Origin of the sequence: uncultured Nisaea sp., from assembly GCF_963974195.1 — a bacterium.
In the GTDB taxonomy this organism is placed as follows: Bacteria; Pseudomonadota; Alphaproteobacteria; order Thalassobaculales; family Thalassobaculaceae; genus Nisaea.
In genome coordinates this window covers 1-26,200 of sequence record NZ_CAXBDC010000044.1, presented here as the reverse complement: position 1 = coordinate 26,200, position 26,200 = coordinate 1, and the positions used below count along the sequence as shown (strand labels likewise).

Here is a 26,200-nt window from a genome sequence, read left to right as displayed (position 1 = left end):
AATGACCGCGCCTTTGTCTGCCTTTGCCGGGATCTCTGATCGCTATGACGGTTTCATCTTCGATGTCTGGGGCACGCTCTATGATGGCGGAAATGCATTTCCGGGGGCGCTGGAAACGGTCAAGGCTCTGGCTGAGCGGGATAAGAAAATACTCGTCCTATCCAACTCCCCGCGCATTCCCGTCATCGTCGGAGAGCGTCTGAAAGCCATCGGTTTCGAGCTTGGCTGGTTCACCGAGATCGTCACCTCGGGTGGCATGGTCGCCGATATCGTCGGCGGCAGACGGGACGCGGCATCGGCAGCGCTTGGCGAGCGGGTGCTGTGGCTGGGACAGGAGCGGTTTCCGGATACGGTGCCTGCAGGCTCCTTCACGGTGGTGCAGGATGCCGGGGAAGCCGACTGGGTTCTGAATGCGGGGCCGGAGATTTCGGAAACGCGGCTGGAGGATTTCGAGACGGTGCTGTCGGCTTCCGCGGAGCGGGGCTTGCCGATGGTCTGTGCCAATCCCGACAAGTCCGTTCTGCAGAGCGGCGCGCAGCTTCTTTGTGCGGGTGCCATGGCGGAGAGGTACGAAGAAATGGGCGGCCCGGTGCGCTATTTCGGCAAGCCTTATCCCGAGATATTTGCCCGTTGCCTCGACCGCATCGGTCTCCCGGCGGATCGGGTTCTGGTCGTCGGCGACAATCTGGAGACGGATATTCTCGGCGCCAACCGGACGGGCATCGACAGCCTGCTGCTGGGCTGCGGCATTCATGCCGTCGCGCTGGCGGAATCCGGCGGTGCGGGTGAAGGGCTCGTGTCTCTGGTTGCAAGCCATGGTGCACGCCCGACTTACTTCTCGGACGCGCTTGTATGGTGAGGAAGCGGAAGGCTAGTGGGCGGTGCCGCCGCCCTGGTCGCTGAGCGCATATTGCTTCTGCTCGATGGCAAAGCGCTGCAAGGCTATATCAAGATAGCCGGGAATTGGTTCCTGCGGGCTTTCGCCAAGCCCCGTTGCCGGAGCCGAACTCAGCGTGTCCTCTATATTGTCCACGACCAGCCGGAAATATGTCAGCAGGAAGACGCGCAATGCGGATGACATGCTCGATTCCTGCCGCCGTTCGGCCACCATGGTACAAAGCCCGTCCATGCCGATCGATTCTCTCTTGCAGATATCGGAGAGGCCGTTCCAGACTTGAGCTTCCAAACTGACGCTTGTGCGCCTATGACCGATCGTGACGTTCTTCCTGATCCGGTCGCTCCCTATTACGCGTGCCACTCCTAATGCTCCTAATTTACCTCAGCACACAACTGTATGGTTAACGTGCCGCATTTCTACTGGTAGTGCAATATCGAACGCCATCTTCGCGTGTGAGGCGTTTGAATGTCAGGTTTATCTGGCTGTCAGAGCCAGCTACCGGAGTTGCTTTGCAGAGCGCTCATGGGGCTTTATGCTCCACTTGGAGCTGACGAGCAGAAGGAATCTGCCCATGAGTGCGAACGGTGAGGGACAACTGGACAAGGTTGGCTGGCAATTGCTGCGCGTGTTGCAGGAAGATGCCCGGCTTTCCTTCAGTGAACTTGGCCGCAGGGTCGGTCTGTCATCACCCGCGGTTGCCGAACGGGTGCGCCGGATGGAGGATGCCGGAATCATCACCGGCTACCGGACCACGGTGAATGCGGACAAGCTCGGCTATCCGACCACAGCGTTCATTCATCTGAAGACCTCGGGTGAGCATTACAACAAGATCGCGACCGTCGCCCATACGCTGAGCGAAGTGCTCGAGTGCCATCACGTCACCGGGCAGGACAGCTATATGATCAAGGTCATCGTCTCTTCCATGGTGCATCTGGAGCATGTGATCTCCCAGATGCGCAAATATGGCGAGACGACAACATCCATCGTTCTGTCCTCGCCGGTGAAAGGCAAGATGATCGCCGCCGGACCGAGTGTCCGGGTTGGTCCGGCGATGCCGCCGATGTTCCTCGTCGAAAACGAATAGGCTCTCGACTTACGGTGAGTGCGAGAGCCATCAGGCCGCGGCTGTTGTCCCGTTCCGGCGTTGACGTTTGATCCGGGCGCCCAATATGGATGCTTGGAGCTGAACAAACACCGGAGGAGGACTCGTGATGCAGATGCAAACGACGAAAACCCGGAGGTCGGTCGTGGAACTTGACCGTGCCCGCCGCTCGCTTCCGTCCGGCAGACCGGCCGGCCTCGATATGCTTCGGCTGGGAGACCGGAAAGCGCCCGCAGCAGGGGACACCGCGACCATGACGGAGATCTTCAGCCGTGCTGTAAAAGGGCATGAAGGGCGGCATTGGCCGTTCATCTCATCCCGGAAAGCGCTTGACTGAAAAATAGGGCTCGCGTATATGCCCTCTTCCTCGTGGAGCCTTGGCTTCACGAAATCCAATTCTATCGTGTTGACCGAGGATTAGAAAAATGGCGCGTCGTTGCGAAATCACCGGTAAGGGTGTCCAGACCGGCAACAATGTGAGCCACGCGAACAACAGGTCGCGCCGCCGGTTTCTGCCGAACCTGCAGCAGACCTCGCTGATGAGCGATGCGCTCGGCAAGATGGTCCGCCTGCGTCTGACCACGCATGCTATCCGGTCCATCGAGCATAATGGCGGCCTTGACGCCTACATGCTGAAAGCCAAGAACTCCCAGCTCGGCACCGAAGCCCGCACCTTGAAGCGGCGCATCGAGAAGGCCGCTGCCGCGAAAGCTGCCTAATACAGCTTACGCAAGTCTGATTATGGAAAACGCCCGCGTCAGCGGGCGTTTTCTTTTGTCCGGAATTGGCCGGTTTTCGCGGGTCAGATCTTTTCCAGCCCACACCAGTCGGCGATGAACAGGGCCATGGCCGCCGTCACCCGGCGGACGGAGGGCAGGTTCACCCGCTCGTCGAAGCCGTGCACGTTCTCCGCGATGGCTCCATAGACATAGCTCGGCGTCTTGTTATAGAGGCCGTGGAAGCGCGAATCCGTCAGCGCTGTCGAGCACCGGCGTCCGAGCGGCGCTCCGAAGGCGATCTCGTGGCAGCGGTCGAGCATGGGCTCGCCCGGCGTGCCTGCCGGAACCTCGTATCCCGGTGACAGGAAGCCCTGCCATTCGATCTCCGGCGGATTGTTTGCCAGGAAGGAGTGGGATTTCGAGGCCTTGGCGATGGTCTCCGTCAGCTTGGCCTGAATGGTGGCCGGATCGACCCCCGGATACAGTCCGACGCGGACTTCGAAGGTGCACCATGCCGGGACGCTGGAAGTCCAGTCGCCGCCCTCGATCTGGGAGATCACCACATTGATCGGGTGCGGGTTGTCCTTGAAGGCCGGATGTTTGTTTTCCGGCAGGTTCCACTCTTCCTCAATCTCGTGCAGGGCCGCCCAGAGCGGGATGCAGGCCTCGATGGCGTTCTGTCCACTGCCCGCGCGGGCGACATGGACCGGGACACCCGCGACCTTGACCCGCATCCAGACCACGCCGACCTGCGCCTGCGTGAAGGTCTCGCCAGTCGGCTCCGGGATCAGCACCGCATCGGCCTTGTAGCCGCGGACCAGAGTGGAGAGCGCGCCGTTGCCGGTGCATTCCTCTTCGATCACCGACTCGAAATGCACGGTGCCGCCGGGCCGGTAGCCCGCACGTTTCAGAGCTTCCATAGCAAACAGCGCGCTGACCGTGCCGGTCTTCATGTCGCCGGCACCCCGGCCATACATCCAGTCGCCGTCGATCTCGGCACCGAACGGCGCGCGCGTCCACATTTTCTCCGGCCCCGCCGGCACCACGTCGACATGGCCGTTCAGGATCAGGGACCGTCCCTTGGGGTTCTCCGGGCGCCAGGAGGCGACGACGGTCAGGGCGTTTTCGTAAGAGACATCGACGGGGGAAAACCCCGGATGCTTGGCGATCTCGTCGGGATCGATATGCCACATATCCACGGCATAACCGAAGTCCCGCGCGGCCCGGGCCATCAGGTCCTGCGCCGACGCTTCCTGTCCTCGTGTGGAGGGGCAGCGCACCAGCTCCTGGCTGAGCTGTAGCTGCTCCTCGAATCCCGCATCCACGGCGCGCATGATTTCGGCCGCAACTGATTGTTCTGGCATGGTTTGCTCCTATCCTTGCAGGAGCAAGTATCGGCATGTCCGGACCGGAGGGACAAGCTGACCAATTTCAATAGTGTGTTTCGAGATCAGCCGGAACGGTCGGAGGGCGCGCGTGGCCCCGATGTCTCGAACAACACCCAGATCGCGGCGGAGAGTGTTAGGGCCGCGCCGCCTTGATGGGCGGCTCCAAGGGCCACGGGGACTTGTGCGAGCAGTGTGGAGATGCCGAGGGCGACCTGGATCGCGCTCATGCCGGCAAGGCTGTGTATGGCAAGGCGGGTGCGCGGGGCGATTTCCGTTGAGCGGATCGCCCGGATCAGCAGCCAGACGATGCTGGCGAAGGTCAGCATGGCGATGATCCGGTGATTGAACTGCACCGCTGCCGGGTTTTCGAAGAAATTGATCCAGAAGGGCTGGGCGAAGCCATAGTCCGGCGGCACCACATGTCCGTTCATCAGCGGGAAGGTGTTGTAGATCAGGCCCGCGTCGAGGCCGGCGACGAAGGCGCCTGCGACAGCAGTGATGGCGATCAGATGCAGCACCGCAATGGCATGGCGGCGGTATGTGCGGCTGGTTTCGGCGGGTGTCCGGACCAGACCGAGAGCGGTCCGGATCAGCGTGACCAGAATGAGGAGGGCGACGGAAAGGTGGATCGCCAGGCGGTACTGGCTGACAGCCGGGTTATCGACCAGTCCGCTTTTCACCATCCACCAGCCGATCCCACCCTGAATGGCGCCGAGCAGAAAGAGCAAGCCGAGCCGGGGATAGAGCGCCCGGCGGATCCGGCCGGTCAGGGCCAGCACCAGAAACGGGAGGGCAAAAGCGATGCCAATCAGCCGGCCCCAGACCCGGTGCAGATATTCCCAGAAGAAGATATTCTTGAAGTCGTCGATGGTCATCCAGGTGTTCACCTTCTGGAACTCGGGTGAATCCTGGTAGAGCGAGAAAACCCGGTACCATTCCGGCTCGCTCATCGGCGGGAGCCAGCCGATCAGGGGGCGCCATTCGACCATTGAAAGGCCGGACTCCGTCAGGCGCGTAATCCCGCCGATGACGATCATCAGGAAGACCATGACGGCAACGCCCGCCAGCCAGATGGCGACGGGCCGGTCGGTGGCCGCGTTTTCCGGCAGTATTGGGCTGTAGGATTGACTGGCCGCGCTCACGCCGCACTCCGCATTCGGTTTGATACCGGCGGAATGTGGCGTCAATGCCCGGAAAGGTCAAACCGGTCCGTCGCGACCCTTCGGCGCAGGGCCCCGAAGTTCCTCAATGGGTTTTCCTCAATGGGTTTTTGTCGCCACGATGACCCACCCTTCGCCGACATCATGTTCCGAGGCTGGCGGGGGCGTTGCGTCCCCATCCACGGTGGCGGCGATTACCAGGCAATTCTCATAAGGACCATCGACGGCCCAGCCGAGAGCGGAAAGGAAGGCTTTGCGTTTCTCTGCCTGGCTCTCCGTCTGGCAAATCTCTGCGCGGACTGTATCTGCCATCATGCTGCTCCCTTGCAGTATTTGCCGGTATTCGTCCTCATCTGTGTTGCGATCGCATTGGCCGGGTCCGGGCTGCGATCCAGATTGACCCGCACTTTTTCGGCGCTGTCCGATCCCTTGAACCGTGAGCGGGTCGTATCGTCGAGACCGGGGGTGTCGTCCACAAGCGCCTGCCAGCTTGCAATCTGTTCAGGCGTCATTGTGCCGGTACCCGGAGAGACGCACAGGACGACTGCGTCTATATTGCTCAGCGTCATGGTTGCGGCCTGATTGATGGCGCGTTGTGTGACTTCATGTTTCAGGTCCGGATTGGCTGCGAGGTTCTCGGCAGCACTGCCCGTCGCAAAGAACTGTTTCAGGGGCACGCTGGTTTTCGAGGGGGCGCTGAAGTCGCCGTTCATTTCAATCCGGGCAAAGGTCGAGCCGTATTTATCGACCTGATCCGGTTTACGGCCCGCACTCTTGTTCAGCGGTATCACTGACAACTCCTTGCGCTTGTAGCCAAGGCTGACGGCGGTCGGGATTTCGGACTGGAATTTGATATTGAGGCCGAATGATGTGCCCGTACCGAAGAACATCACCCGGCGTTCACCTTTGAGTTTGCTGGATTCACCGATGTCTGGGTCAGGCGCGCCCCCGGTTGCGATCAGAGCCGCATTTCCGGTTGCATAAAGCTGGTTGATCTTCGGGTTGAAGACGGAGAGATCCGACTTCATGTCGGAGACGATCGGCGGGGTGCCGCCTGTCTCAACATATTGCGGGCCAACGACGAATTCGTTGCGGTCGTAGCCGATATTTGCGTTCCCGAGAGAGGAGTCGTATCCGATGTCGATCTGGGTCGCGGTCACGAACAAGACGTTCTCTTCCCCGTTGGCGCAAGCTCCCAGGGCAAGCAGGATCGCGCCCGGAATGAAGTGCTTCCGGTATGATAAGCGTGTCATTCTTCTGTCCCCCGTTCTTCTGTACCCCATGAGTGGCTACTCCCCGTTGGCTGGATGAGACCGGGCAAGATCGATGATCGGATTGCCCTGGATCAGACTGTTGTCATTAATGGCGGCAGCCCCCACCGCGCCGTATCCGATGGTGATATCGGTTTCGGTCTCGGTTGCGATGAAAGACAGCCCGTAGGTCTCGACGAAAACCACGGTCCCTGACTCACCCCGGACTTGCCCGGAGAGAGAGGCTCCGGGGAGAGAGGTCCCGGGGAGAGAGGTGTAGAGCACAAAACGCTGATCTTCATCCGAGCGTGGCGCGTGTGCGTGACCGTCCGTTTCCGGCTCGTCTGTGGATGGCAACGGGCATTCGTTCCTGAGTGCGGCGTCCCGGAATTTCTGAAAGCCGATGCTGCCTGTTGAAGCGCCAAGGCCGGAATGAACGGCGATGCCAAGGCTCGAAATCTCAACCGGATGGAGCAGGTTGCAGGCTTGGCCGGGAGCGTCTGCTGTTGCCGTGCGAACGAGGCTGGGCCCGATCACGATCCGCCTGCCGGTGTCATCAATGTAGCTGAGTGAACAGGCTGTAAGAGGCAGCAGGACAAGCGCGGCGGCAAGTCTTCGCGCCAGGCACAGGCCGGGCAGAACATTGCAAACGCGATGGCCCCTGATTTCGATCATGCGTAACCATAATTTTCTACCAATAAGGGATTATAATAATATGATACTCGCGTAAAAATCAATTGATTTCAGGTGGTCTTCTATCTGAAGAAAAAATCAGTTTTAGCGCTGAGAGGGGGTATGCAGCCGTCGATGATCGGGAAAGCGATGCAGGCGGCGGAGGTCAAACCTCTGCGGACATGGCGCAGATGCATGGAAGATGATCAGTATTATTTAATCGATAAAATCGATTGCTATGGCAACAATAATTCATTGGATTGATTAAACTGTGACGCCTATCAGACGATTTGAAAAAATCATTGTCTGAGTGCGCATATCATGACGGATTCGTTCTCGTTTTCCGCTGTCGAAAGAATAAAAAATGCCCTCCTCGTGGGGTCGGTTCTGCCGGGAGTGTTGCTTGCGGGATGTGTTGCCGCTGTGGCCTTCGTTCTCCGGGAAGTGCCGGGGGTAAGCGCGCTCAGCCCGCTGATCCTCGCCATTCTGATCGGCATGGCCATCCGCAACCTGATCGGCACTCCCGAGGTGGCGAAGGCTGGAATGGCGTTCTGTCTCAAGCGCATCCTGCGGGCCGGGATTGTGCTGCTTGGATTGCAGCTGACCATCCAGCAGGTTCTTGCCGTTGGCGGTGCCGGTGTGGCGCTGCTTGTTGTGACGGTGCTTGCGACCTTCATTTTCACAATTGTTCTCGGGCGTATTCTTGGGGTGAATGCCGGGTTGACCCAGTTGATCGCGGCGGGAAGCTCCATTTGCGGCGCGTCGGCGGTGATCGCGGCCAATACGGTGACCCGTGCGCGGGACGAGGATGTGGCCTATGCGATCGCCTGCGTGACCGTGTTCGGATCTCTGTCGATGGTGCTGATGCCGCTCATCGGTGGAGCTCTGGAGCTGGCGCCGCGCGCCTACGGGCTCTGGACAGGGGCATCCGTGCATGAAGTGGCGCAGGTGGTCGCGGCTGCATATGCGCATGGAGCGGAAGCCGGAGAATTCGGAACCATCGCCAAACTGACCCGGGTCATGATGCTGGCCCCGCTCGTGCTGACTCTCGGCATGCTCGCCGCGCGGCGTCCTGGCGTTGACGGCGGCACGGCGGGCCGGGCGGCGGCGCAGGTGCCCTGGTTCGTGCTTGGCTTCATTGCCATGGTTGGACTTGCCAGCACCGGCTGGGTGCCGGAGGCCACGCAGCAGGTGACGACTCCGCTGACCCAGTTCATGCTGGCGACCGCGCTTGCGGCGATGGGACTGGAGACGGATGTCCGGAAACTCGCGGCCGAAGGCCTCCGTCCGGCACTGCTTGGTGCCGGGGCATGGCTTTTCATTTCTCTTTTCACTCTGGGTCTTGTTCTAATCGGGGCATGACCCTCGATCAGCTCCGCATTTTTATCGCCGTTGCCGAACGCGAACATGTCACGCAGGCGGCAACGGCATTGAACCTGACGCAAAGCGCCGTCAGCGCCGCCATCGCGGCGCTTGAGGAGCGGCATGCAGTCCGCCTGTTCGACCGGGTCGGGCGCCGCATCATGCTGACGGAGGCGGGGCGCCTGTTCGTAAGCGAGGCGCGCTCTGTCCTCGCCCGCTCGGAACAGGCGGAACGTGTGCTCGGCGATCTTGCGGGATTGCGGCGCGGTAAACTGGGGCTGGCGGCGAGCCAGACGGTCGCCAATTACTGGCTCCCGGCGCTGATGCAGCGTTTTCATGCCGCCTATCCCGATTTCGAGCTCAGTCTGGTCACCGGAAACACGACCGAAGTCGCACAGATGGTGCGCGCGGCGACGGTGGATCTCGGTTTCATCGAGGGCGATATCAGGGATGCCAATCTCTGGATACGGGAATTGCCCGGGGACGAGCTGGCTCTCGTGGTCGCGCCGAATCATGACTGGGCGCAATCCCCGCCATGCGCCGCGCCGGAGCTGAGCGCCGCCTCCTGGGTATTGCGGGAGCGGGGCTCCGGAACCAGAGCAGCCTGTGAAACCGCCCTGGCAGGGTACGGGATCGGAATGGGCGATGTGGATGTCGCGCTCGAGCTGCCCTCGAACGAGGCCGTGCGGGCGGCCGTAGAGGCCGGCGCGGGAGTGACGATCCTCTCGACCCTCGTTGTCTCTTCCTCCATTGCGGCCGGGCGGCTTGTCAGGGTTCCGTTCGATCTGCCGCCACGGCTCTTCCATGCTGTACGCCATAAGGAACGGCACCTTTCCCTGGCCGAACAGCGTTTCCTTGAGTTGACGGAGCAAGCCGGAATGGGCTCTGTCCTGTAATGGCGGCTGCCGGGAATGACGATTGCCGGATTGTCCCGGTTAATGCAGACGGAATTCCACATCCGCGGCGGTGAAGGTCGCCACCCCGGTCAGGGAGCCGGCGGAGATCTGGACCGAATGAATAGGGGCTTCGATATTCAGCCTCCAATGATCAAGAAAGCGGCGCAGGCGGGGGAATTTCGGGATGACGTCGAGGGTTTGCCAGACGAAGCTTTGCAGGAGATCGGGATAGTCAGGCATGCGGTAAAGGATCTCGGCGGTGGTCACGCGGCGCTCAAACAGAACAACTGGCTCAATCGACATAGGGCGACTCCACAGGTTGCATCCGGGGAAAGCTTGAGGTAGAACCGCCATGCATGGCAATAGATAATTAAATCAATGCATTAGCAGCGGTGTCACTGGATTGCTGCTGGCCCGCTGATCCGCGGGGCGGAAGGCCGGTCAGAAAACCGCTTGGTAATGCATGGTACGGCCACCATGTTTCGCAGCAGGGAACAATCTGTTCCTGCCCGTGCATGCCGGACACGTCTTTTTCTTCGAGTTCCGCGCCAATTCCTTGACAGTTGAAGCGCCATTCCCTACATCGTCAGCACTCGCCGGTGGTGAGTGCTAATACATTAGGTTCGCTCCGGCGAGCACTCATTGGAAACGTCACTTAGACGCTTAATTCGGAGGTTGTGGCATGAAATTCAGGCCATTGCATGACCGGGTCGTAGTCCGTCGCCTTGAAGGCGAGGAAAAGACGGCCGGGGGCATTATTATTCCCGATTCCGCCAAGGAAAAACCGATGCAGGGCGAAGTCGTCGCTGCCGGTGCTGGCGCACGTGATGAGAACGGCAAGGTACAGCCGCTCGACGTCAAGGCTGGCGATGCCGTGCTGTTCGGTAAATGGTCGGGTACGGAAGTCAAGATCGACGGCGAAGAGCTGCTGATCATGAAAGAGTCCGACATCATGGGCGTTCTGGAATCCTAAGGAAGGACTGATCCATCATGGCTGCTAAAGAAGTTAAATTCGGCACCGACGCACGAGCCCGCCTGCTGGCTGGCGTCGACGTGCTCGCGAACGCCGTCAAGGTGACGCTCGGCCCGAAAGGCCGTAACGTTGTTCTCGACAAGTCCTTCGGTGCCCCGCGCATCTCCAAGGACGGCGTGACCGTTGCGAAAGAGATCGAGCTTTCCGACAAGTTCGAAAACATGGGCGCACAGATGGTGCGTGAAGTTGCTTCCAAGGCGAACGACATCGCCGGCGACGGCACCACCACTGCTACGGTTCTGGCTCAGGCCATCGTGCGCGAAGGCTCCAAGGCCGTCGCCGCCGGCATGAACCCGATGGACCTGAAGCGCGGCATCGATCTGGCGATCGAAGCTGTCGTTGCTGACATCGAGAAGCGCGCCAAGAAGATCTCCACGACTGATGAAGTCGCGCAGGTCGGCACCATCTCCGCCAACGGCGAAGCCGAAATTGGCGCGATGATCGCCAAGGCGATGGAGAAGGTTGGCAACGAGGGCGTCATCACGGTTGAAGAAGCCAAGTCCCTGCACACCGAACTCGACGTTGTCGAGGGCATGCAGTTCGACCGCGGCTATCTCTCCCCGTATTTCGTCACCAATGCGGACAAGATGACCTGCGAGTTGGAAAACCCGTACATCCTGCTGCACGAAAAGAAGCTCTCCAACCTGCAGGCTATGCTGCCGGTTCTCGAGCAGGTCGTTCAGTCCAGCCGCCCGCTGCTGATCATTGCCGAGGACGTTGAGGGCGAAGCCCTGGCGACCCTGGTCGTGAACAAGCTGCGTGGTGGCCTGAAGGTCGCTGCCGTCAAGGCTCCGGGCTTCGGCGATCGCCGTAAAGCGATGCTGGAAGACATTGCCATCCTCACCGGTGGCACCGTGGTCAGCGAAGACCTCGGCATCCAGCTCGAAAACGTGTCCCTGGAAATGCTCGGCACCGCCAAGCGCGTCCAGATCACGAAGGACGAGACCACCGTTGTCGACGGCGCCGGCGAAAAGGCCGACATCGAAGCACGGTGCAGCCAGATCCGCGCTCAGGTCGAGGAAACGTCCTCTGACTATGACCGTGAGAAGCTGCAGGAGCGTCTCGCGAAGCTGGCTGGCGGCGTTGCCGTTATCCGCGTCGGTGGTGCTACCGAAATCGAGGTGAAGGAACGCAAGGATCGTGTCGACGACGCGATGCATGCAACCCGCGCCGCGGTTGAAGAAGGCATCGTCCCGGGCGGTGGTACTGCTCTGCTCTATGCCGTCAAGGCGCTTGAGTCCCTCAAGTCGGACAACGAAGACCAGAAGATCGGCATCAACATCGTGCGTAAGGCCATTCAGGTCCCGGCACGCCAGATCGCCGATAACGCCGGTGAAGACGGTGCGGTCATCGTCGGCAAGATGATGGAGTCGAAAGACACCGACTGGGGCTTCGATGCACAGAAGGGCGAGTTCACGAACCTCGTCAAAGCCGGCATCATCGATCCGGCCAAAGTCGTGCGCTCTGCTCTGCAGAATGCCGGTTCCGTTGCTGGTCTGCTGATCACCACGGAAGCCATGGTTGCCGAAAAGCCGGAGCCGAAGGGTGCCGGTGGCGGTATGCCGGGCGGCGGCATGCCGGACATGGGCGGCATGGGCGGCATGGGCTTCTAAGCCAGGCCTCCAGACACTTTATCGAGAAACCCTCCAGGGCATGCCCCGGAGGGTTTTTCTTTTGGCGTTTGTTGAACTTGTGCCGGTCAGGACAGGGCGGCGTGCGCCGTGATCGACAGTCCAAGCAGGAGCACGCCCGCGAAGAAAACCTGCCGGAAACGGGTCTCGGACAGGTAGCCGCGGATCTTGCGGCCAAGGATCATGCCGAGGATGGCGGGGATCAGGCCGAGTGCGGATGCGAGGCCGAGCTCCGGGTCAATATGGGCGCTGTGTCCGAGCGCGAGCGCGAGGGCCGCCGTGGACAGCATGAACAGCATGCCCATGGCCTGAACCAGCATGTCGCGGGGCATGCCGGTTGCCTGCAGATACAGCACGCCGGGCACCATGAAGGACCCGGTCATGCCGGTCAGGATGCCATTGGCGATCCCGAAAAGCGGGCCGCTGCGCAACGCGGCTCCCGGCGACATCGACAGCCGGAAACCAGCAAGCCCGGTGGCGGCATAGGCGATCAGCAACAGGCCAAGCAATGCGGAGAGATAGGACAGGTCGACAAGCCTGAGGGCCTGGGCGCCGATCCAGATCGTGGCCGTGGCCGTCAGCAGGAAGGGCCAGGTTTTTCGCAGGATTTCCCGCATATGCCCACCGACCGCTGCCTGCCAGAGATTGGTCGCCAGCGAGGGCACGATGAGCAGGGCCATGGCGCTGGGCAGATCCAGCAGCAGGGTCATCAGCCCAAGCGTGATTGTCGGTAGCCCGAGCCCGATCACACCCTTGACCGTGCCGGCGAGAAAGAAGGTCGCGGCAGCCGCGGCGAGAAGTGTGGGATCCTGCATGCGGCCAGTCTAGCCGGTCCTGCCGGCGCGGCAAGACGCAGGTGTCAGATCAGGCCAAGCGCCCGGCACTTTTCAAGGCAGGCACCCGGCTCCTTGAAAAGATGAGTCTCGAAGCCGAGTGTGCTGGCGGTCTGGATATTGGCCGGACTGTCGTCGATGAAGAGCGTGCGCTCCGGTGTGATCCCGAAGCGGTCAATGCAAATCCGAAAAATCGCCGGGTCGGGCTTCTTCATGCGTTCGGCGCCGGAAACCACGACATCCTCGAACGCGTTCAGGAAGTCGAACCGCCGCCGGGTCTCCTCGAAAGTCTCCACGCCGAAATTGGTCAGCCCGTAGTTCCTGATGCCCGCTGCCTTCATCCGGCGCTTGGCGTCGACCATCGGGGTAATCGGGCCGGGGATCATTTCCTGGAACCGTTCATAGAACGTCCGGATCAGATCGGCATGTTCCGGGTGATGCGGGACCAGGGCGGCGATCTGTTCATCCGGGCTGCGGCCGAGATCGTGCTGGACGTGCCATTCCGTCGTGCAGACTTCCGTCAGGAACCAGGCCACCCGGTCTTCATCGGCGGAGCCGTCTTCCCGGACGAAGATGCTGCGATAAAGATGACGGGGATCCCATTCGATCAGGACGTTGCCCACATCGAACAGAACGGCATCGATGGCCGTCATTGCGGTTCCTTCCGGTTTTCGGCGATTTCGAGGATCAGCGAAGAAATATTCAACTCGCCCTGGGATCCGTCCATCAGGCCCTGCCAATGCTCGGCATTGTTGGCCAGCCCCTTCAGCTCGATGCCGACCGTGCGGGCCAGCTCCAGAGCCTGGTTTGCCAGCTCGGCCTGCTCTCGCACGGTGCGTCCGGCCCGGAATTCGCGGTCGGCCATGCGCCGCCCGCTTTCCGAAAGCACGGCGCCGCCGACGGCACTGTCGGCCAAAGCCGCGAGCAGGGCATCGGCCTCGACCCCGGATGCGGCGGCAAGCGCCAGTCCCTCGGCGAGGGCCTGGACCATCTGGCCGTGAATCGCGGCGCCGCAGGTCCGGATGGCCTGACCCGAGCCGACAGGGCCGGCATGCAGGACCTGTTTCCCGAGAGCATTGAGGAAGGGCCATATCCGGGCCAGCGCCATGTCGGTGCCGCCGATGGAGATCGTGCCGCCGAGCGCGGTCTCGGTCACGGGCGCGTCGAGCCAGATCCGGCCGCTTTGCCGGACGCGGTCGGCGAACTTCCGGGTCGGCCCCGGCGGGGTTTCGCCGATATCGACGATCAGGCCGTCGGGCGGCGTACCGTGCAGCACGCCATAGCGGTCTTCCTCCGGATCGAACACCACCCGTTCGAGTGCCTCGTCGCTGTTGACGGCGATCAGGGTCGCTTCCGTGTAACGGGCGACATCCCGCGGGCAGGGCTCTACCTCGATCAGGGGGTGGGCTTCCCCGAGCGCCCTGGCTTTCTCGGTGTTCTGGGTCCAGACATGCAGGCGCGCGCCTTCGTCCGTCAGTTTACGGGCGACCGCGAGGCCGCGCCGGCCAAGACCGACGAGACCTATTCTGCGTCCATCGAGTGACTTTGGGGCTGGCATGATGCCGCCCGCCTCCTCAGGGCCGTGCGTAGCGCGCGGCGGAACCGCGCTCGATCGCCGCGGCCGTCAGCCGGTCGACGTCGAGTTCATGGCGCAGGATTTCAAGGAAACGCAACTCTTCCTGGGTTGCCGTGCCATCGGCGGCGACAACGTCGCAAGCCAGCGCATAGGCGGTCGCGACAAGGTTTTCCGGTAGGGTGCGTTTGATCTGGTCGACGGCGGCATCAAGTCCGTCCGCTTCGCTGAGCAGATCGATCGCCGAACTGGCGATCTGGCCGAAATTGCCGATTTCAAAATCCTGGAAGATCGGTAGCACGTTGATGATTTCGCTGATCGTGTTCAGCTCTTCGTCATCGACACTGCCATCCGCGGCCGCGCTCAGGACCATGGCATAAATCAGGGCGGAGTGGGTTGTGATCATCGCTCGCCTGGCTCTCTAAATTGCGTGTTCACCCAAGGATATAGCGGCTCACGGCCATTAGCGATACCCCTGCAGTCGTGCCGGCAACGCGAATGGCCGGGACCTCTGGATGAGGTTCCGGAACAAGGCATCTTCCACGCGCCCTCCCGACAGGTCTACTCTGCTTGGGAAACAAGGCGCAAACGAGGCAGATTGGGGCTGACACGATGGCGAGAATACCGGAGGATCCGTTCGAAAAGGACGGTATAGCGGGCTTTGCGAGGGATCTTCGGGCAGGGCGGACCAGCAGCGAGGCCGTGACACTCGCCTGTCTCGAACGGATCGATGCCCTGGATGGCAAGATCGGCGCCTTCCAGCATGTTGCCGCCGAAAGTGCGGTGCGTACGGCGCAGGCGATGGACGGATTGCTCCGGGCGGGGACCGATCTCGGGCCGTTGATGGGCGTTCCGATCGGCGTGAAGGACATCTATGCGGTGGACGGGATGCCGACGACAAACGGCTCCCTGATCGAGTCCGCAGATATCACCGGGCCCGAAGGCACCTATGTGCAGAACCTGAAGCGTGGCGGGGTCGTTGTTCTCGGCAAGACCAAGACCGTGGAATTCGCGCTCGGCGCGACCGGTGTCAACGAAGCGCGCGGCACGCCGTGGAATCCGTGGGATCTTGAAACGCACCGGTTTCCGGGCGGCTCCTCAAGTGGCTCCGCGGCCGCCACGGCGGCGGGTATGTGTGCTTTCGCGCTTGGCTCGGACACCGGCGGCTCGATCCGGATACCGGCCTCCCTGTGCGGTCTCTTCGGACTGAAGACCAGCGTCGGGCTGATCCCGACCGACGGCGTCTTCCCGCTTTCACCCACACTCGATTCTCTTGGTCCGCTCTGCCGCTCGGCGGCGGATGCGGCGTTGGTGCATGGCGCGACCTCCGCTATCCCGATGCCGCAACCGGCTGCCGCAAGTGCATTGCGGCTCGGGGTGCCTCGGGACTTCTTCTTTGAGGATCTCGACGATGCTGTCGCTGCTTGTGTGGAGAAGGCTCTTGCGGCGCTCCGGGAGGCTGGGGTGGAGCTGGTCGAACTGGCAGCGGAAGATCTGCCGGACCCACGCGAGAGAGAGACGGTCTTCCCGACCATTGTCGGCCCGGAAGTGCTTGCCAGCCTCGGTCTGGACCGGTTCGCCGCCGGACGGGAAGGAATGGACAGTGTGACGGCCATGCGGGCGGCCATCGGACTGGATATTTCAGCGGTCGATTATTCCCTGGCCCGGCGCAGGCAGGCGGCATTGAAGCCCCTGGCGGATACGGCGTTGCGCCAGCTTGACGGGATCATCATGCCGGCCACGCCGATGCTGGCCATGCCGCTTGCGGATCTGGAGACGCCCGAGGGGGCAACCCGCTCGCTTGCGACCTCCCGGAACACGCAGCCGGGCAATCTCTGGAGCCTGTGCGGGATTTCATTGCCGGTGCATCAGTATGGCGCGGACCTGCCGGTGGGCTTGCAGGTCCTGTGCCGTCACGGCATGGATGCGCATGCCCTGTCGATCGGTCTTGCCATTGAAGCCATCGTCGGCCGGCCGGGAGCGCCGATCTCCGCGGCCAATGCGTAATGGCTGTTTCCTGAGGGGAAAAGCGGCGGACCGGGCTTAATGCCCGGTCCCGACCTGACCGATCTTGAGATCGTAATCCGTGGCGACGCCATATTGCGGGTCCTCGTCGTCACGCTCTTCCACGAGCTGGCCGGCGCGGCCGAGAAGCGCCTTGCAGTCACGGCTCAGATGCCGGAGCTGCAGGCGTTTGCCGAGCTCGTCATAGCGCGTGGCGAGGCTTTCGATGGCCTGCAGGCCGGAATGGTCGACCACCCGTGAATTCATGAAATCGATGACCACGCGGTCCGGATCGTCCTTCGGCGTGAACTGGGCCAGGAAGCTCTCGGTCGAGCCGAAGAAGAGCGGGCCGTCGAGGCTATAGATCTTGGCGCCGGATACATCGATGCCGGAGACCGCATGCATGCGTGTCGCCGCGTTCCAAGCATAGAACAGGGCCGAGAGAATGACGCCGATGATCACCGCGACGGCGAGATCCGTCATCACGGTGACGGCGGTGACGAGCACGATCAGCAGGGCGTCCTTGCGCGGGATGCGGCGCATGATCATCAGGCTCTTCCAGGCGAAAGTGCCGATCACGACCATGAACATCACGCCGACCAGGGCCGCGAGCGGGATCTGCTCGATCAGGCCGGAGGCAAACAGGATGAAGCTGAGCAGGAACAGCGCGGCGGCAATGCCGGAGATCCGGGTGCGGCCGCCGGATTTCACGTTGATCACGCTCTGCCCGATCATGGCGCAGCCGCCCATGCCGCCGAAGAAGCCGGTGACGGTGTTGGCGATGCCCTGTGCCAGACACTCCTTGGACGCGCCGCCCTTGGTCTCGGTCATGTCGGCGACGACGTTCAGGGTCAGCAGGCTTTCGATCAGGCCGATGGCGGCGAGGATGAGCGAGTAGGGCAGGATGATCTGCAGCATCTCGAGCGACAGCGGCACCATCGGGATATGGAAGGTCGGCAGGCCCCCCTCGATGCTGGCCAGATCGCCGACCCGCGGCAGGTCCAGATTAAAGCCGATGACGATCAGCGAGACGATACCGACGGCGGCAAGCGGCGCCGGAACGAACTTGGTGATGCGCGGCACGACATAGATCAGCGCCATGGTCAGCGCGGTGAAGCCGAGCATGAGATAGAGCGGCTCGCCGGTCATCCATGTCAGGCTGCCATCTGGCGCCTTCATCTTGAATTGGCCAAGCTGTGCCAGGAAGATGACGATGGCGAGGCCGTTGACGAAACCGAGCATGACCGGATGCGGCACCATGCGGATGAACTTGCCCCAGCGCAACACGCCAGCGGTGATCTGCAGCAGTCCCATCAGCACGACAGTGGCGAACAGATATTCGACGCCATGCCGGATCACCAGATCGACCATGACGACCGCCAGCGCGCCCGTGGCTCCGGAAATCATGCCGGGGCGGCCACCGATGAGGGCGGTGATAAGGCCGACGATGAATGCCGCATAAAGACCGACCAGCGGATGAACATGCGCGACGAAGGCGAACGCAACGGCTTCCGGCACAAGAGCCAAAGCGACGGTCAGGCCTGCCAGGATGTCGGCCTTGACCTGGAGCGGGGTCAATTTTTTGTCCCCGTCATTTTTTCCTGTCGCGGACGACATAAGCGTTTTCACCGCTTGCAACATGGGAGCGCGTCTCACTCGTCTGATCTGGTTTCGGGAAGTCCGACGCTCACTCTTCCGTACCCGGACGGTTTCTCCGGGCACGCAGGAGAGAGCATCATCTGCCGCACTTATTACAGAATCGCACGATTGCCTCAACGAAATTGTGCAACGCAACATTGCATGTGTGGTGTGCGCGACTCTGGGAGCTTTTAACGAACTAGCTGAAATTAATGAACTTTAAATTAACGAAGATCAGATTTTTGCATGCGGATGGCGCGGATTGTTTTGCAGTTGCGCAAGTTCCGGACCGCTCGGCCGGAGGGGGGAGATCGAGCACAGACGCTCTCCAGGAATTCTTTTGATCCGATGGCATGGGGCGCACGTATGCGGACAAACATTCCGGAGCCCGGCCATGCGTTGCGTAGAATGCGAACATGTTGAAGAGATCATTTTCGAGCAGACCAGGTGCTGGTTTTTCCTGCCGACCTCAGATGCGCGCGAGCGTCTGCTCGGCATGCTGCGCCGCAAGGGGCTTGAGCCGGCTGGCGTTGAGGCGAACTGCATCGAGATAACAGTACCCGGCTCCGGCATGGACGGCCTTTTGACGGCGGTCTTCGGGGAGCTGAACAAGAAGGAGTTGCAGGAGGCGCGGGTCCTGACCACTGCCGGGGGAGACCCGACGCCGCTGGAAATCGGCCGGGTGATGCCGGCGGATGTGTTCGCGAACCGGGTCAAGGGAGCATGGCTCGTGGAAGCGCTCGAAGCGGAGAGCTACGACACCTGGTATCAGCCGATCGTTCATGCGGACGCGAAAGCCGGTGCGGCGCCGTTTGCACTGGAAGGGCTTTTCCGGATGCGGGACGCGAGTGGCAACAACATTCCGCCGGGATATGTCTTCCAGCTCGCGGAACATGCCGGATTGCTTTTCTCGCTCGATATTGCGGCCCGGGCCAGCGCCGTCTCCCGGGCTGCCAGGAGCGGTTACAAGGGCCGGCTGTTCGTGAATTTCAATCCGTCCAGCATCTACGATCCGGCCTATTGCCTCAGGACCACGGCGGCGACGATTTCCGAGCTTGGCCTGAAGCCCGGCGATATCACGTTCGAGCTGACCGAGACGCACCGCATCCAGGACAAGGATCATCTGAAAGGCATTCTCGCCTTTTACCGGCAAGCCGGCTTCAAGGTCGCGCTGGACGATATCGGGTCCGGCTGGTCCGGGCTTAACCTGCTGCACGAGGTGCGGCCGGATTTCGTCAAGATCGATATGGATCTGGTACGCGGCATCGACCGGGACCCGCTGAAACAGTCTATCGTCGGGCACCTGATCTCGATATCCCGAGAGCACAATATCGAAGTGGTCGCGGAAGGTATCGAGACCGAGAGCGAGGCCGACCTGCTGCGCGCGGCGGGGGCGGATTATCTGCAGGGATATCTGTTCGCCCGCCCGGCCCCGATCGAGGACTTATCCGATTATCTGGAGGCTGGCTGAGCTTTCTCACCCTGCCGCGAAATCGAAAATATCCTCTTCCTGGGCATTATGGATGCGCACCAGCGCGTCGACGGATTCGATGATGCGCTGGGCGTCCCGGATCAGATAGCGGTCCGCTTCCTCCTCGCTGACACCGGTCACCAGTCTGTCCAACAGGCGGCCGAGATGCTGGATTTCCCGGTGCGCCCGGCTCATTGCCGCCAAGCCATGGGCATTGCCGAGATGGGGCACGAGTTGCGGGTAGACAGTGACCTCGTCCTCACGTTCATGCGGGACGATCTCGTCATTGATGATGCGGTTGGCATCGGCGATATGGGCCAGGGCCTCGGCGCCCTGGGCATCGTCCAGGGCGTCCGCATGGGCCCGCAACTGATCGAGCCAGATCTCGACATCCTCATGTTCTTCAAGCAGGCGTTTCGCGGCTTCCTCGGGCAGGCTCGGGCGGCTGCCGAGACCCGGCGGGACCAGTGCCCGCAGCGCGTTCAGGATGACGGCAATATCGATGCCTTCCTGCAGGATCGCGCCGGCCACCGGTGTCAGGTAGCCGGCGGCGGCGAAGCCCATGGCGATGAGTGACAGTGCCATGCCGGCGACGATGCTTTCAATGGCGATGCGCCGGGAGCGCTTGGCGATGGCCAGCGCGTCGGCGACCCGGTCCAGCCTGTCCACCAGCACCACGGCATCGGCGGCTTCCGAGCTGGCGCTGGCCCCGCGCGCGCCCATGGCGATGCCGATATCGGCGGCGGCGAGGGCGGGCGCATCGTTGATGCCGTCGCCGACCATCAGGGTCGGGTGGCGCTTCTTCTCGAATTCGACCGCATCCACCTTGTCGGCAGGCACCCGGTTAGCCAGCACGGCATCGAGGTCGAGGGCGGCGCCGATGGTCTCCGCCGCATCCGCATGGTCGCCGGTGACCATGACGATGCGGCTGATCCCGGCTTCCCGCAGGGCGCGGATGGCGCGGGGCGCTTCCCGGCGCAGGCTGTCACCGAGCAGCAGCGCACCGGCAAGCTCGCCGTCGATGGTTACAAAGACGCAGAGGGCGGAGCGCCAGGAGGCCCGGCGCCGGGCGCGATCGACCCAGGCAGCGCGCTGACCGCCGCCGGTCGTCATGGTCAGGCTGCCGGCGGCGATCCGTTTGCCGTCGATGGTTCCGGCCAGACCCGCGCCGATATCCTCGCGCACATCGGTTGGCGGAACCAGTTTCAGGCCGCGCGTTTCGGCCGCGCCGACGATGGCCTGGGCAATGACATGGTGGGACGCCTGTTCGAGACAGGCGGCAAGGCGCAGCACGTCGTTCGGATCGATACCGGGGGCGGTTTCGATGGCGACCAGCCGGGCGCCGCCGACGGTCAGCGTGCCGGTCTTGTCGAACAGGATGGTGTGGGCCCGGGCCAGTGCTTCCAGCGCACCGCCGCCCTTGACCAGAACGCCGCGCCGGGCGGCCTGGGAGACGCCGGAGATGAAGGCGACGGGGGCGGCCAGGATCAGCGGGCAGGGCGTGGCGACCACGAGCACGGCAAGGGCGCGCACCGGATCGCCCGAAAGGATCCAGGCGGTGCCCGCCACAAGGACGGCCAGCGGCAGTAGCAGCAGCGCGAACCGGTCGGCCAGACGGATGAAGGGCGCCCGCGCGGTCTGTGCCGCCGCGACCATGGAAACGATCCCGGCATAGGTACTTTCGCTGGCGCTGGCGGTGGCTTGCAGGGTGAAGGGAACGCCCGCATTGACGGCGCCGCTGCGCACCGGCTCGCCCGCATGGCGCTCGACCGGGATCGGCTCGCCTGTCAGGGCGGACTCGTCGATCACCGCCATGGCTTCGGCGCCGGTCTCCAGGATCACTCCGTCGACCGGAACGATCTCGCCGGTGCGGACCAGCAGCCGGTCATGCGCGGCCACCTGCTCGACCTCGATGTCGACAAGGCTGCCGCCGGTATAGCGATGGGCAATGCGCGGTGCCCTGTCCGTCAGGCTCTTCAGGTTGCGCTCGGCCCGGGAGACGGCGAAATCCTCAAGTACATTGCCGCCGGCATACATCACCGCAACGACGACACCGGCCAGGGTCTCGCCAAGTGCGAGGGCCGCCGCCATGGAGAGCAGGGCAACGGCATCGACGCCCATGCGGCCCGCCAGCAGGGCGCGGGTCATGGAGACGATGAGAGAGAGCAGCACGGGAAGCGTGGCCGCCCCCCAGATCCATGATGCCGCCTGCGGAGCGCCGATTTGCCAGGAGACAAGGCCGCCTGCGAGTCCCGAGAGAGCCGTGGCGAACAGGAGGCGACCTAAAAACCGTTCTGAAATCATGATGCTTCCGGGAGCTGGATCATGTGGCCGGCCAGCTTAGCGTAAAACATGTTCCAGCATGGCAGGCGAATGCCGGGTGGCAGACTTATCAGGCAGACCGTTGTGCCTAAAGCCGAAAGATGCGGCGCCGGAGAATGCCGCAGCCGAAGCGCATTCCGGTGCAGTTAACCGGATGTTCAATTCTTCGTCCGATAAATCCTCGTCCGATAAAATGACAAAACTCAATTTTGCCCGAGGTTATAAAATGGATGTCGTGATCGCCGACGATTCCCGCGTGGTCCGGAAAATTATTCAGGACGTCTGCAACGGGCAGTCCTGGGATATCGAGATCCACCATGCCGAGGATGGCGAAACTGCGCGCCAGCTGCTTTCCAAAATGGATGCGGGCCTGGCGTTTCTTGACATCAACATGCCGGGCATGACCGGCCTCGAAGCCTTGGCCCATGCCAGGCGGAAGGGCAGCAAGATCGTCTCGGTGATCATGTCGTCATCGGACGGTTTCGCCTTGCGGACCGCCGCCCAGGAGCTGGGCGCCTATGAATATCTGGTGAAGCCTTTCAATGCCAACCAGATCCAGTCGATCCTGGAAACGGCGCGCTCGATCCTCTCGTCTCCGACTGTGCTGGTGGTGGATGATTCCTCCACGGTGCGGAAAATCCTGACCCGGATGCTGTTCCAGATTGGGCAATCTTACGAGGTAGAAGAAGCGGAAGACGCCGAGACCGCGATCCGGATGGTGCGTGCCGGTGTGTTCGACACGGTCTTGCTCGATCTGACGATGCCGGGCCTTGGCGGGCTGACCGCCCTGCCGATGCTGAAAGCCGAAAACCCCAGCGCCAAAATTTACGTGGTGACCAGCAAGAGTGACACTGAAACCGTGAAGGCCTGCAAAGCCGCGGGCGCGGACGGATTCCTCATCAAACCGGTACATCCCGAGAAGTTGCAGAAGCTGCTGGCACAGAACAACGCCGCATAAGAGCCGGACCCGGGCTGCCGTGCTCTGCGCAAAAGACGTATTGAAATCACGTTCCTCTCTGTACTCTCCAGGACAGGTCATTGCGCTCAAGCGGCGAATGGCATTAAACGCTTAAAGGCATTGCGTGTTCTTGGGGAGGCTCACCAATGGAATATAAAGATCCACCGACACGGCGGTACAGCAAGGGCCAGACGATCTTCTCCGAAGGCGATGAGTCGCGGGAAGCCTTTATCCTGCGCAGCGGGTCGGTCGAGGTTTCGATCGGCAAGGGGCTGGACCGCAAGGTACTCGACATCATCACCGCCAATCAGATGTTCGGGGAGATGGGGCTGATCGGCAACACGGCGCGCACGGCCACGGTCAAATGTCTCGAAGACACGGTGGTGACGGTGGTCGAGCGGGAGATGATCGAAGTGAAGATCCGCGATATGGACCCCTATATCCGGTATCTCATGCAATCCCTGATCGACCGGTTGGCCCGGACGTCCAAGAAGATCGGCCGGAGCAGGCCGACGCTGCCCGGTCTGGATTAGAGGCCCGGGTGTGTGGAAGCTGCCGGGACGCTGAAAAGGATATGACATGAACAGGATCTGGCTGGAAGCCGCCGTCAACGGTCCCTGGACCCGGAAAAACCAGCCGGCCATTCCGGTCTCGCCGGAAGAGATCGCCGCCGACTGCATCGCCTGCGCGAAAGCGGGCGCGGCGATCGTGCATTTCCACCCCTATGACGTGGCAACCGGCCTGCAGGTCGATACCACCGATGCCTATGCCGAGGTGATCGAACGGGTCCGTGAGGTGGATGAGAATGTCATCATCTATGGCACCCTGCCGATGGCGGGCCTGCCGAACGTCTCCGGCGCGATGAGCCCGGCGCAGCGCTTCGCCCATGTGACGGGCCTGGCCGAGCGCGGTCTGATTGAATGGAGTGTCGTCGATCCCGGCAGCACCAACATCACCCACGATGCCTGGATCGCCGAGGGCCGGGAGGGCTTCACCTATTTCAACCCGGAAAGCCATGTCCGCTATGGTCTGGAACTGTGCGCGGCCAAGGGCCTGCACCCGAGCTACGCCATCTACGAGCCCGGCTTCATCCGCCAGGGCGCGGCCCTGCACCGCGCTTTCCCCGGCTGTCCGACCCCGCTTTACCGCTACATGTTCTCCGACCAATTGACCTTCAGCTTCCCGCCGGAACTCTACGCGCTGGAAGCCTACAATACGCTGCGCGAGGCGGAGGCGCCGGGCACCCCCTGGATGGTGGCAGGCCTCGCCGTCGATATCCGCCCGCTGATCGCCCCTGCTGTGGAGCGCGGCGGGCATGTCCGCGTCGGTCTGGAGGATCAGCCGTTCGGCGTCGAGACGACGAATGTCGCGCTGGTCGAAGAAGCGGCGCGATTGATTGAAGCAGCAGGCGGGACACTGGCCACGCCGGAAGATGTGCGGGCGAGGTTGCGGTAATATCCGATCACCCTCGGACGTCATCCCCAAGTCGTTTTCCCGGACCCCGATCCGGGACCTTGTGATCAGGGAGCTACGCCTTTGAAAGGTCCCGGATCGGGGTCCGGGAAAACGACGCCTGAATATAAGCTGCCGCGCCGTGCTTTCCCGCAGATCGGCGCGCTCGTATCCCTATCCGAACAAACTCATCCGCCGCATCACCCCGTCCCGCTTGATCAGCCAGTGCCGCAGTGCGCCGGCGATGTGCAGGCCGAGCAGCAGCATGACGGTCAGTGCCGCCAGTCCGTGCAGCCCGAACAGTATTTCCGACAGGGCCTTGTCCTTGCCGATCAGGCCGGGGAGGGTCGCATTGAAGAATTCCACCGGGTAGCCGCCCGCCGCGGTGGCGAGCCAGCCGAGGGCCGGGATCGCCAGCAGCACGGCGTAGAGCAGCAGGTGCACGCCTGACGAAAGCCGCCGTTCCGTGCTGGTCAGGGTGGCAACGGGGGCGGGAGCGCCGAGGCTTAGGCGCAGGATGACGCGCAGGATCATCAGGCCGAGGATCAGGACGCCGGCTGTTTTGTGATATTTGTAGAGGGCGTTCGTGACGGTCTCGCCGAACGCATTCATCAGCCCGTCGAAACCGAGCGTGAAGAAGAGAATGCCCGCGGCAAGCGCCAGCGCCACCAGCCCGGCGATGCTCCAGTGCAGCAATCTCTGGGTGAAGGAATAGCGGTCTTCCTGCATGGTGTGCTCCTTGGCTGGAAGGAGCGCGCTGCCATCAAAGCCGCGCGGCGCTCTTCTTCCTGGCTGTCTCTTCCAGTCATATTGACACAGGCCGTGGCTCTAGGAATCAAGGAAATTCAAGGCTCGCCGGTGATCGCAAACGGAAAAGGGCGATCATACGGATCGCCCTTTACTCGGAAGGTGTTTGTCAAATCAGGCCCGGCCGGGTCAGCTGGCTCCGTTTTTGCCCTGGTTCGACCGTTGGTTCTGATAATCTTCCTGGGCGCTGCGGATCTGCTTGATCTTGTCCTGCACGTCGCAGTCATTCTTGATCGCCGTCTGTTCGATGGCGTCGAATTCCCCCTTGAGACGGGAAAGTTCGGCCGCACCGGCGCCATCACCATCGATGAACAGCAGGATCGGCAGAAAGATTATCGCGCCCGCTGCCGTGGCAACCACGTCTTCGTCAGCTTCCTTGTCCTGAACTTTCGCCGCTTCGATCAGACGCACGCTCAGTCGGTCGAGTTCGTTCCCGAGCTGGGTGCAGGTATGGTTTTGATACTGAATCGGCGAAACATAGGCCGCCTTGATGTCATCGGAATTAGACGCGCAAGCGGAAAGGGCGGCCGCGCAAACGGTCGCGATCAGGAGTTTTTTCATGTGAGAAATTCACCTCAGAGGAATAAGCAGAACTTTTGATTGCTGTTTGTCAGCTGTTTGTATTCTGTGTCTAAAACGCGAATTTATATGGTGCAACTCATAATTATCGATTTTCTCGCTAAATTCTATCGAAGTTCCATGCTTTCGCGCGATCGGGCCTGTTGTCTATTCGAGGCTTTCATCCGCCGCTCATTCCTCTAGGCTTTCCGGACATACGAACGACAGACAGCAAGAGCGCGAACGCGCCTGCCGGGAGGAACGTCATGTGTGGTTTCGTCTGTCTCTGGAATGCCGGAGATGAATCCCTCGCCAACCGGATGATCGGGAAGATCGCGCATCGGGGGCCGGATGCCGTCGAGGTGGCGCGCCTGCCGGGAACACAGACCGTGATGGCGCATTGCCGGTTGTCGATCATCGGGACGGAGGACGGGCAGCAGCCGATCCACCAGACGGACGATCTGCTGGTGGCG

The 26,200-nt window shown here is 62.0% G+C and carries 28 protein-coding genes and 1 pseudogene; 14 read left to right on the top strand and 15 right to left on the bottom strand.

Features of this window, described 5'->3' with window-relative positions; genetic code table 11:
- Window position 1: 1 nt before the first annotated feature.
- Window positions 2-859 (top strand): TIGR01459 family HAD-type hydrolase, encoded by an 858-nt coding sequence (locus AAC126_RS11475; RefSeq protein WP_339853454.1) that lies wholly within the window; start codon window positions 2-4, stop codon window positions 857-859.
- Window positions 860-871: 12 nt separating this feature from the next.
- Here AAC126_RS11475 and AAC126_RS11470 read toward each other — a convergent pair whose 3' ends face one another.
- On the bottom strand, window positions 872-1,258 hold the full coding sequence (locus AAC126_RS11470; protein ID WP_339853452.1) for a ribbon-helix-helix domain-containing protein: 387 nt from the start codon (window positions 1,256-1,258) through the stop codon (window positions 872-874).
- A 211-nt stretch (window positions 1,259-1,469) separates the two neighbouring features.
- Here AAC126_RS11470 and AAC126_RS11465 point away from each other — a divergent pair, with 211 nt between their 5' ends.
- From AAC126_RS11465 to rpmB, 3 genes are all read left to right on the top strand, one after another.
- Window positions 1,470-1,982, top strand: coding sequence for an Lrp/AsnC family transcriptional regulator (locus AAC126_RS11465; protein ID WP_339853450.1), 513 nt, complete (start codon window positions 1,470-1,472; stop codon window positions 1,980-1,982).
- Between the two features lie 127 nt (window positions 1,983-2,109).
- Window positions 2,110-2,337 (top strand): hypothetical protein, encoded by a 228-nt coding sequence (locus AAC126_RS11460; protein WP_339853448.1) that lies wholly within the window; start codon window positions 2,110-2,112, stop codon window positions 2,335-2,337.
- An 88-nt stretch (window positions 2,338-2,425) separates the two neighbouring features.
- Window positions 2,426-2,719 carry a 50S ribosomal protein L28 gene (rpmB, locus tag AAC126_RS11455; protein ID WP_339853446.1) on the top strand — a complete coding sequence of 98 codons (294 nt, stop codon included), beginning with the start codon at window positions 2,426-2,428 and terminating at the stop codon, window positions 2,717-2,719.
- An 83-nt stretch (window positions 2,720-2,802) separates the two neighbouring features.
- Here the strand turns inward: rpmB and AAC126_RS11450 are convergent, their stop codons facing one another.
- The 5 genes from AAC126_RS11450 to AAC126_RS11430 form a co-directional block, all read right to left on the bottom strand.
- A complete protein-coding gene (locus AAC126_RS11450; protein ID WP_339853444.1) occupies window positions 2,803-4,083 on the bottom strand; it encodes an ArgE/DapE family deacylase in 1,281 nt (426 codons plus the stop codon).
- Between the two features lie 86 nt (window positions 4,084-4,169).
- Window positions 4,170-5,249, bottom strand: a complete 1,080-nt coding sequence (locus AAC126_RS11445; protein WP_339853442.1) for a COX15/CtaA family protein — start codon at window positions 5,247-5,249, stop codon at window positions 4,170-4,172.
- Between the two features lie 117 nt (window positions 5,250-5,366).
- Complete coding sequence (locus tag AAC126_RS11440) at window positions 5,367-5,579, bottom strand: hypothetical protein (RefSeq protein ID WP_339853440.1); 213 nt, start codon at window positions 5,577-5,579, stop codon at window positions 5,367-5,369.
- Window positions 5,579-6,520 (bottom strand): hypothetical protein, encoded by a 942-nt coding sequence (locus AAC126_RS11435; protein ID WP_339853438.1) that lies wholly within the window; start codon window positions 6,518-6,520, stop codon window positions 5,579-5,581. Before AAC126_RS11435 ends, AAC126_RS11440 begins: the two co-directional genes overlap by 1 nt.
- A 36-nt stretch (window positions 6,521-6,556) precedes the next feature.
- Window positions 6,557-7,192 carry a hypothetical protein gene (locus AAC126_RS11430; protein ID WP_339853436.1) on the bottom strand — a complete coding sequence of 212 codons (636 nt, stop codon included), beginning with the start codon at window positions 7,190-7,192 and terminating at the stop codon, window positions 6,557-6,559.
- Window positions 7,193-7,510: 318 nt separating this feature from the next.
- On the opposite strand from AAC126_RS11430, the gene AAC126_RS11425 reads away from it, so the two are divergent.
- Window positions 7,511-8,551, top strand: coding sequence for a putative sulfate exporter family transporter (locus tag AAC126_RS11425; RefSeq protein ID WP_339853435.1), 1,041 nt, complete (start codon window positions 7,511-7,513; stop codon window positions 8,549-8,551).
- Window positions 8,548-9,447 (top strand): LysR substrate-binding domain-containing protein, encoded by a 900-nt coding sequence (locus tag AAC126_RS11420; RefSeq protein ID WP_339853433.1) that lies wholly within the window; start codon window positions 8,548-8,550, stop codon window positions 9,445-9,447. Before AAC126_RS11425 ends, AAC126_RS11420 begins: the two co-directional genes overlap by 4 nt.
- Before the next feature lie 39 nt (window positions 9,448-9,486).
- Here AAC126_RS11420 and AAC126_RS11415 read toward each other — a convergent pair whose 3' ends face one another.
- On the bottom strand, window positions 9,487-9,750 hold the full coding sequence (locus AAC126_RS11415) for a Usg family protein (protein ID WP_339853431.1): 264 nt from the start codon (window positions 9,748-9,750) through the stop codon (window positions 9,487-9,489).
- Between the two features lie 379 nt (window positions 9,751-10,129).
- Between AAC126_RS11415 and groES the strand changes: the two genes are divergently transcribed.
- Both groES and groL read left to right on the top strand, forming a co-directional pair.
- Window positions 10,130-10,420: a co-chaperone GroES gene (gene groES, locus AAC126_RS11410; RefSeq protein WP_339853429.1), complete on the top strand. Its 291-nt coding sequence runs from the start codon at window positions 10,130-10,132 to the stop codon at window positions 10,418-10,420.
- 17 nt (window positions 10,421-10,437) lie between these two features.
- Window positions 10,438-12,093: a chaperonin GroEL gene (groL, locus tag AAC126_RS11405; protein ID WP_339853427.1), complete on the top strand. Its 1,656-nt coding sequence runs from the start codon at window positions 10,438-10,440 to the stop codon at window positions 12,091-12,093.
- Window positions 12,094-12,179: 86 nt separating this feature from the next.
- On the opposite strand, the gene AAC126_RS11400 is transcribed toward groL, so the two are convergent.
- Genes AAC126_RS11400 through AAC126_RS11385 form a run of 4 tightly spaced genes read right to left on the bottom strand, consistent with a single transcriptional unit; the run spans window position 12,180 to window position 14,923 of the window.
- Window positions 12,180-12,926, bottom strand: coding sequence for a sulfite exporter TauE/SafE family protein (locus AAC126_RS11400; RefSeq protein ID WP_339853426.1), 747 nt, complete (start codon window positions 12,924-12,926; stop codon window positions 12,180-12,182).
- A gap of 44 nt (window positions 12,927-12,970) precedes the next feature.
- The gene (locus AAC126_RS11395) at window positions 12,971-13,597 is read right to left on the bottom strand and encodes an HAD family phosphatase (RefSeq protein WP_339853424.1); all 627 of its coding nucleotides are present in this window, start codon (window positions 13,595-13,597) and stop codon (window positions 12,971-12,973) included.
- A complete protein-coding gene (locus AAC126_RS11390) occupies window positions 13,594-14,502 on the bottom strand; it encodes an NAD(P)-binding domain-containing protein (protein ID WP_339853422.1) in 909 nt (302 codons plus the stop codon). The genes AAC126_RS11395 and AAC126_RS11390 overlap by 4 nt, the downstream gene beginning before the upstream one ends.
- 16 nt (window positions 14,503-14,518) lie before the next feature.
- Window positions 14,519-14,923 carry a tellurite resistance TerB family protein gene (locus tag AAC126_RS11385; RefSeq protein ID WP_339853420.1) on the bottom strand — a complete coding sequence of 135 codons (405 nt, stop codon included), beginning with the start codon at window positions 14,921-14,923 and terminating at the stop codon, window positions 14,519-14,521.
- 206 nt (window positions 14,924-15,129) lie between these two features.
- On the opposite strand from AAC126_RS11385, the gene AAC126_RS11380 reads away from it, so the two are divergent.
- On the top strand, window positions 15,130-16,524 hold the full coding sequence (locus AAC126_RS11380; protein WP_339853418.1) for an amidase: 1,395 nt from the start codon (window positions 15,130-15,132) through the stop codon (window positions 16,522-16,524).
- Window positions 16,525-16,560: 36 nt separating this feature from the next.
- Here AAC126_RS11380 and AAC126_RS11375 read toward each other — a convergent pair whose 3' ends face one another.
- Window positions 16,561-18,099, bottom strand: coding sequence for a SulP family inorganic anion transporter (locus AAC126_RS11375; protein WP_339853416.1), 1,539 nt, complete (start codon window positions 18,097-18,099; stop codon window positions 16,561-16,563).
- A 454-nt stretch (window positions 18,100-18,553) separates the two neighbouring features.
- Between AAC126_RS11375 and AAC126_RS11370 the strand changes: the two genes are divergently transcribed.
- Window positions 18,554-19,630: an EAL domain-containing protein gene (locus tag AAC126_RS11370; protein WP_339853414.1), complete on the top strand. Its 1,077-nt coding sequence runs from the start codon at window positions 18,554-18,556 to the stop codon at window positions 19,628-19,630.
- Between the two features lie 6 nt (window positions 19,631-19,636).
- Here AAC126_RS11370 and AAC126_RS11365 read toward each other — a convergent pair whose 3' ends face one another.
- Window positions 19,637-21,934, bottom strand: a complete 2,298-nt coding sequence (locus AAC126_RS11365) for a heavy metal translocating P-type ATPase (protein ID WP_339853412.1) — start codon at window positions 21,932-21,934, stop codon at window positions 19,637-19,639.
- Between the two features lie 244 nt (window positions 21,935-22,178).
- Between AAC126_RS11365 and AAC126_RS11360 the strand changes: the two genes are divergently transcribed.
- The 3 genes from AAC126_RS11360 to AAC126_RS11350 all read left to right on the top strand — a co-directional run bounded on the left by AAC126_RS11360 (window position 22,179) and on the right by AAC126_RS11350 (window position 24,365).
- Window positions 22,179-22,910 (top strand): response regulator, encoded by a 732-nt coding sequence (locus AAC126_RS11360; protein WP_339853410.1) that lies wholly within the window; start codon window positions 22,179-22,181, stop codon window positions 22,908-22,910.
- 146 nt (window positions 22,911-23,056) lie between these two features.
- Window positions 23,057-23,443 carry a cyclic nucleotide-binding domain-containing protein gene (locus AAC126_RS11355; RefSeq protein WP_339853408.1) on the top strand — a complete coding sequence of 129 codons (387 nt, stop codon included), beginning with the start codon at window positions 23,057-23,059 and terminating at the stop codon, window positions 23,441-23,443.
- 46 nt (window positions 23,444-23,489) lie between these two features.
- Window positions 23,490-24,365, top strand: a complete 876-nt coding sequence (locus AAC126_RS11350; RefSeq protein ID WP_339853406.1) for a 3-keto-5-aminohexanoate cleavage protein — start codon at window positions 23,490-23,492, stop codon at window positions 24,363-24,365.
- 171 nt (window positions 24,366-24,536) lie between these two features.
- Here the strand turns inward: AAC126_RS11350 and AAC126_RS11345 are convergent, their stop codons facing one another.
- The gene (locus AAC126_RS11345; protein WP_339853404.1) at window positions 24,537-25,091 is read right to left on the bottom strand and encodes a cytochrome b/b6 domain-containing protein; all 555 of its coding nucleotides are present in this window, start codon (window positions 25,089-25,091) and stop codon (window positions 24,537-24,539) included.
- 207 nt (window positions 25,092-25,298) lie between these two features.
- Window positions 25,299-25,730, bottom strand: a complete 432-nt coding sequence (locus AAC126_RS11340) for a hypothetical protein (protein ID WP_339853402.1) — start codon at window positions 25,728-25,730, stop codon at window positions 25,299-25,301.
- A gap of 263 nt (window positions 25,731-25,993) precedes the next feature.
- On the opposite strand from AAC126_RS11340, the pseudogene AAC126_RS11335 reads away from it, so the two are divergent.
- Window positions 25,994-26,200 (top strand): annotated as a pseudogene (locus AAC126_RS11335) (hypothetical protein); the annotation flags it as partial.

Bases quoted from the DNA above. Each gene is read 5' to 3' on its own strand.
- AAC126_RS11385 (WP_339853420.1), bottom strand. From the start codon at position 14,923: ATGATCACAACCCACTCCGCCCTGATTTATGCCATGGTCCTGAGCGCG.
- AAC126_RS11395 (WP_339853424.1), bottom strand. From the start codon at position 13,597: ATGACGGCCATCGATGCCGTTCTGTTCGATGTGGGCAACGTCCTGATC.
- AAC126_RS11475 (WP_339853454.1), top strand. From the start codon at position 2: ATGACCGCGCCTTTGTCTGCCTTTGCCGGGATCTCTGATCGCTATGAC.
- AAC126_RS11435 (WP_339853438.1), bottom strand. From the start codon at position 6,520: ATGACACGCTTATCATACCGGAAGCACTTCATTCCGGGCGCGATCCTG.
- AAC126_RS11345 (WP_339853404.1), bottom strand. From the start codon at position 25,091: ATGCAGGAAGACCGCTATTCCTTCACCCAGAGATTGCTGCACTGGAGC.
- AAC126_RS11355 (WP_339853408.1), top strand. From the start codon at position 23,057: ATGGAATATAAAGATCCACCGACACGGCGGTACAGCAAGGGCCAGACG.
- AAC126_RS11460 (WP_339853448.1), top strand. From the start codon at position 2,110: ATGCAGATGCAAACGACGAAAACCCGGAGGTCGGTCGTGGAACTTGAC.
- AAC126_RS11420 (WP_339853433.1), top strand. From the start codon at position 8,548: ATGACCCTCGATCAGCTCCGCATTTTTATCGCCGTTGCCGAACGCGAA.
- AAC126_RS11370 (WP_339853414.1), top strand. From the start codon at position 18,554: ATGCGTTGCGTAGAATGCGAACATGTTGAAGAGATCATTTTCGAGCAG.
- AAC126_RS11415 (WP_339853431.1), bottom strand. From the start codon at position 9,750: ATGTCGATTGAGCCAGTTGTTCTGTTTGAGCGCCGCGTGACCACCGCC.
- AAC126_RS11380 (WP_339853418.1), top strand. From the start codon at position 15,130: ATGGCGAGAATACCGGAGGATCCGTTCGAAAAGGACGGTATAGCGGGC.
- AAC126_RS11400 (WP_339853426.1), bottom strand. From the start codon at position 12,926: ATGCAGGATCCCACACTTCTCGCCGCGGCTGCCGCGACCTTCTTTCTC.
- AAC126_RS11450 (WP_339853444.1), bottom strand. From the start codon at position 4,083: ATGCCAGAACAATCAGTTGCGGCCGAAATCATGCGCGCCGTGGATGCG.
- AAC126_RS11425 (WP_339853435.1), top strand. From the start codon at position 7,511: ATGACGGATTCGTTCTCGTTTTCCGCTGTCGAAAGAATAAAAAATGCC.
- groES (WP_339853429.1), top strand. From the start codon at position 10,130: ATGAAATTCAGGCCATTGCATGACCGGGTCGTAGTCCGTCGCCTTGAA.
- groL (WP_339853427.1), top strand. From the start codon at position 10,438: ATGGCTGCTAAAGAAGTTAAATTCGGCACCGACGCACGAGCCCGCCTG.
- rpmB (WP_339853446.1), top strand. From the start codon at position 2,426: ATGGCGCGTCGTTGCGAAATCACCGGTAAGGGTGTCCAGACCGGCAAC.
- AAC126_RS11350 (WP_339853406.1), top strand. From the start codon at position 23,490: ATGAACAGGATCTGGCTGGAAGCCGCCGTCAACGGTCCCTGGACCCGG.
- AAC126_RS11360 (WP_339853410.1), top strand. From the start codon at position 22,179: ATGGATGTCGTGATCGCCGACGATTCCCGCGTGGTCCGGAAAATTATT.
- AAC126_RS11465 (WP_339853450.1), top strand. From the start codon at position 1,470: ATGAGTGCGAACGGTGAGGGACAACTGGACAAGGTTGGCTGGCAATTG.
- AAC126_RS11340 (WP_339853402.1), bottom strand. From the start codon at position 25,730: ATGAAAAAACTCCTGATCGCGACCGTTTGCGCGGCCGCCCTTTCCGCT.
- AAC126_RS11390 (WP_339853422.1), bottom strand. From the start codon at position 14,502: ATGCCAGCCCCAAAGTCACTCGATGGACGCAGAATAGGTCTCGTCGGT.
- AAC126_RS11430 (WP_339853436.1), bottom strand. From the start codon at position 7,192: ATGATCGAAATCAGGGGCCATCGCGTTTGCAATGTTCTGCCCGGCCTG.
- AAC126_RS11440 (WP_339853440.1), bottom strand. From the start codon at position 5,579: ATGGCAGATACAGTCCGCGCAGAGATTTGCCAGACGGAGAGCCAGGCA.
- AAC126_RS11365 (WP_339853412.1), bottom strand. From the start codon at position 21,934: ATGATTTCAGAACGGTTTTTAGGTCGCCTCCTGTTCGCCACGGCTCTC.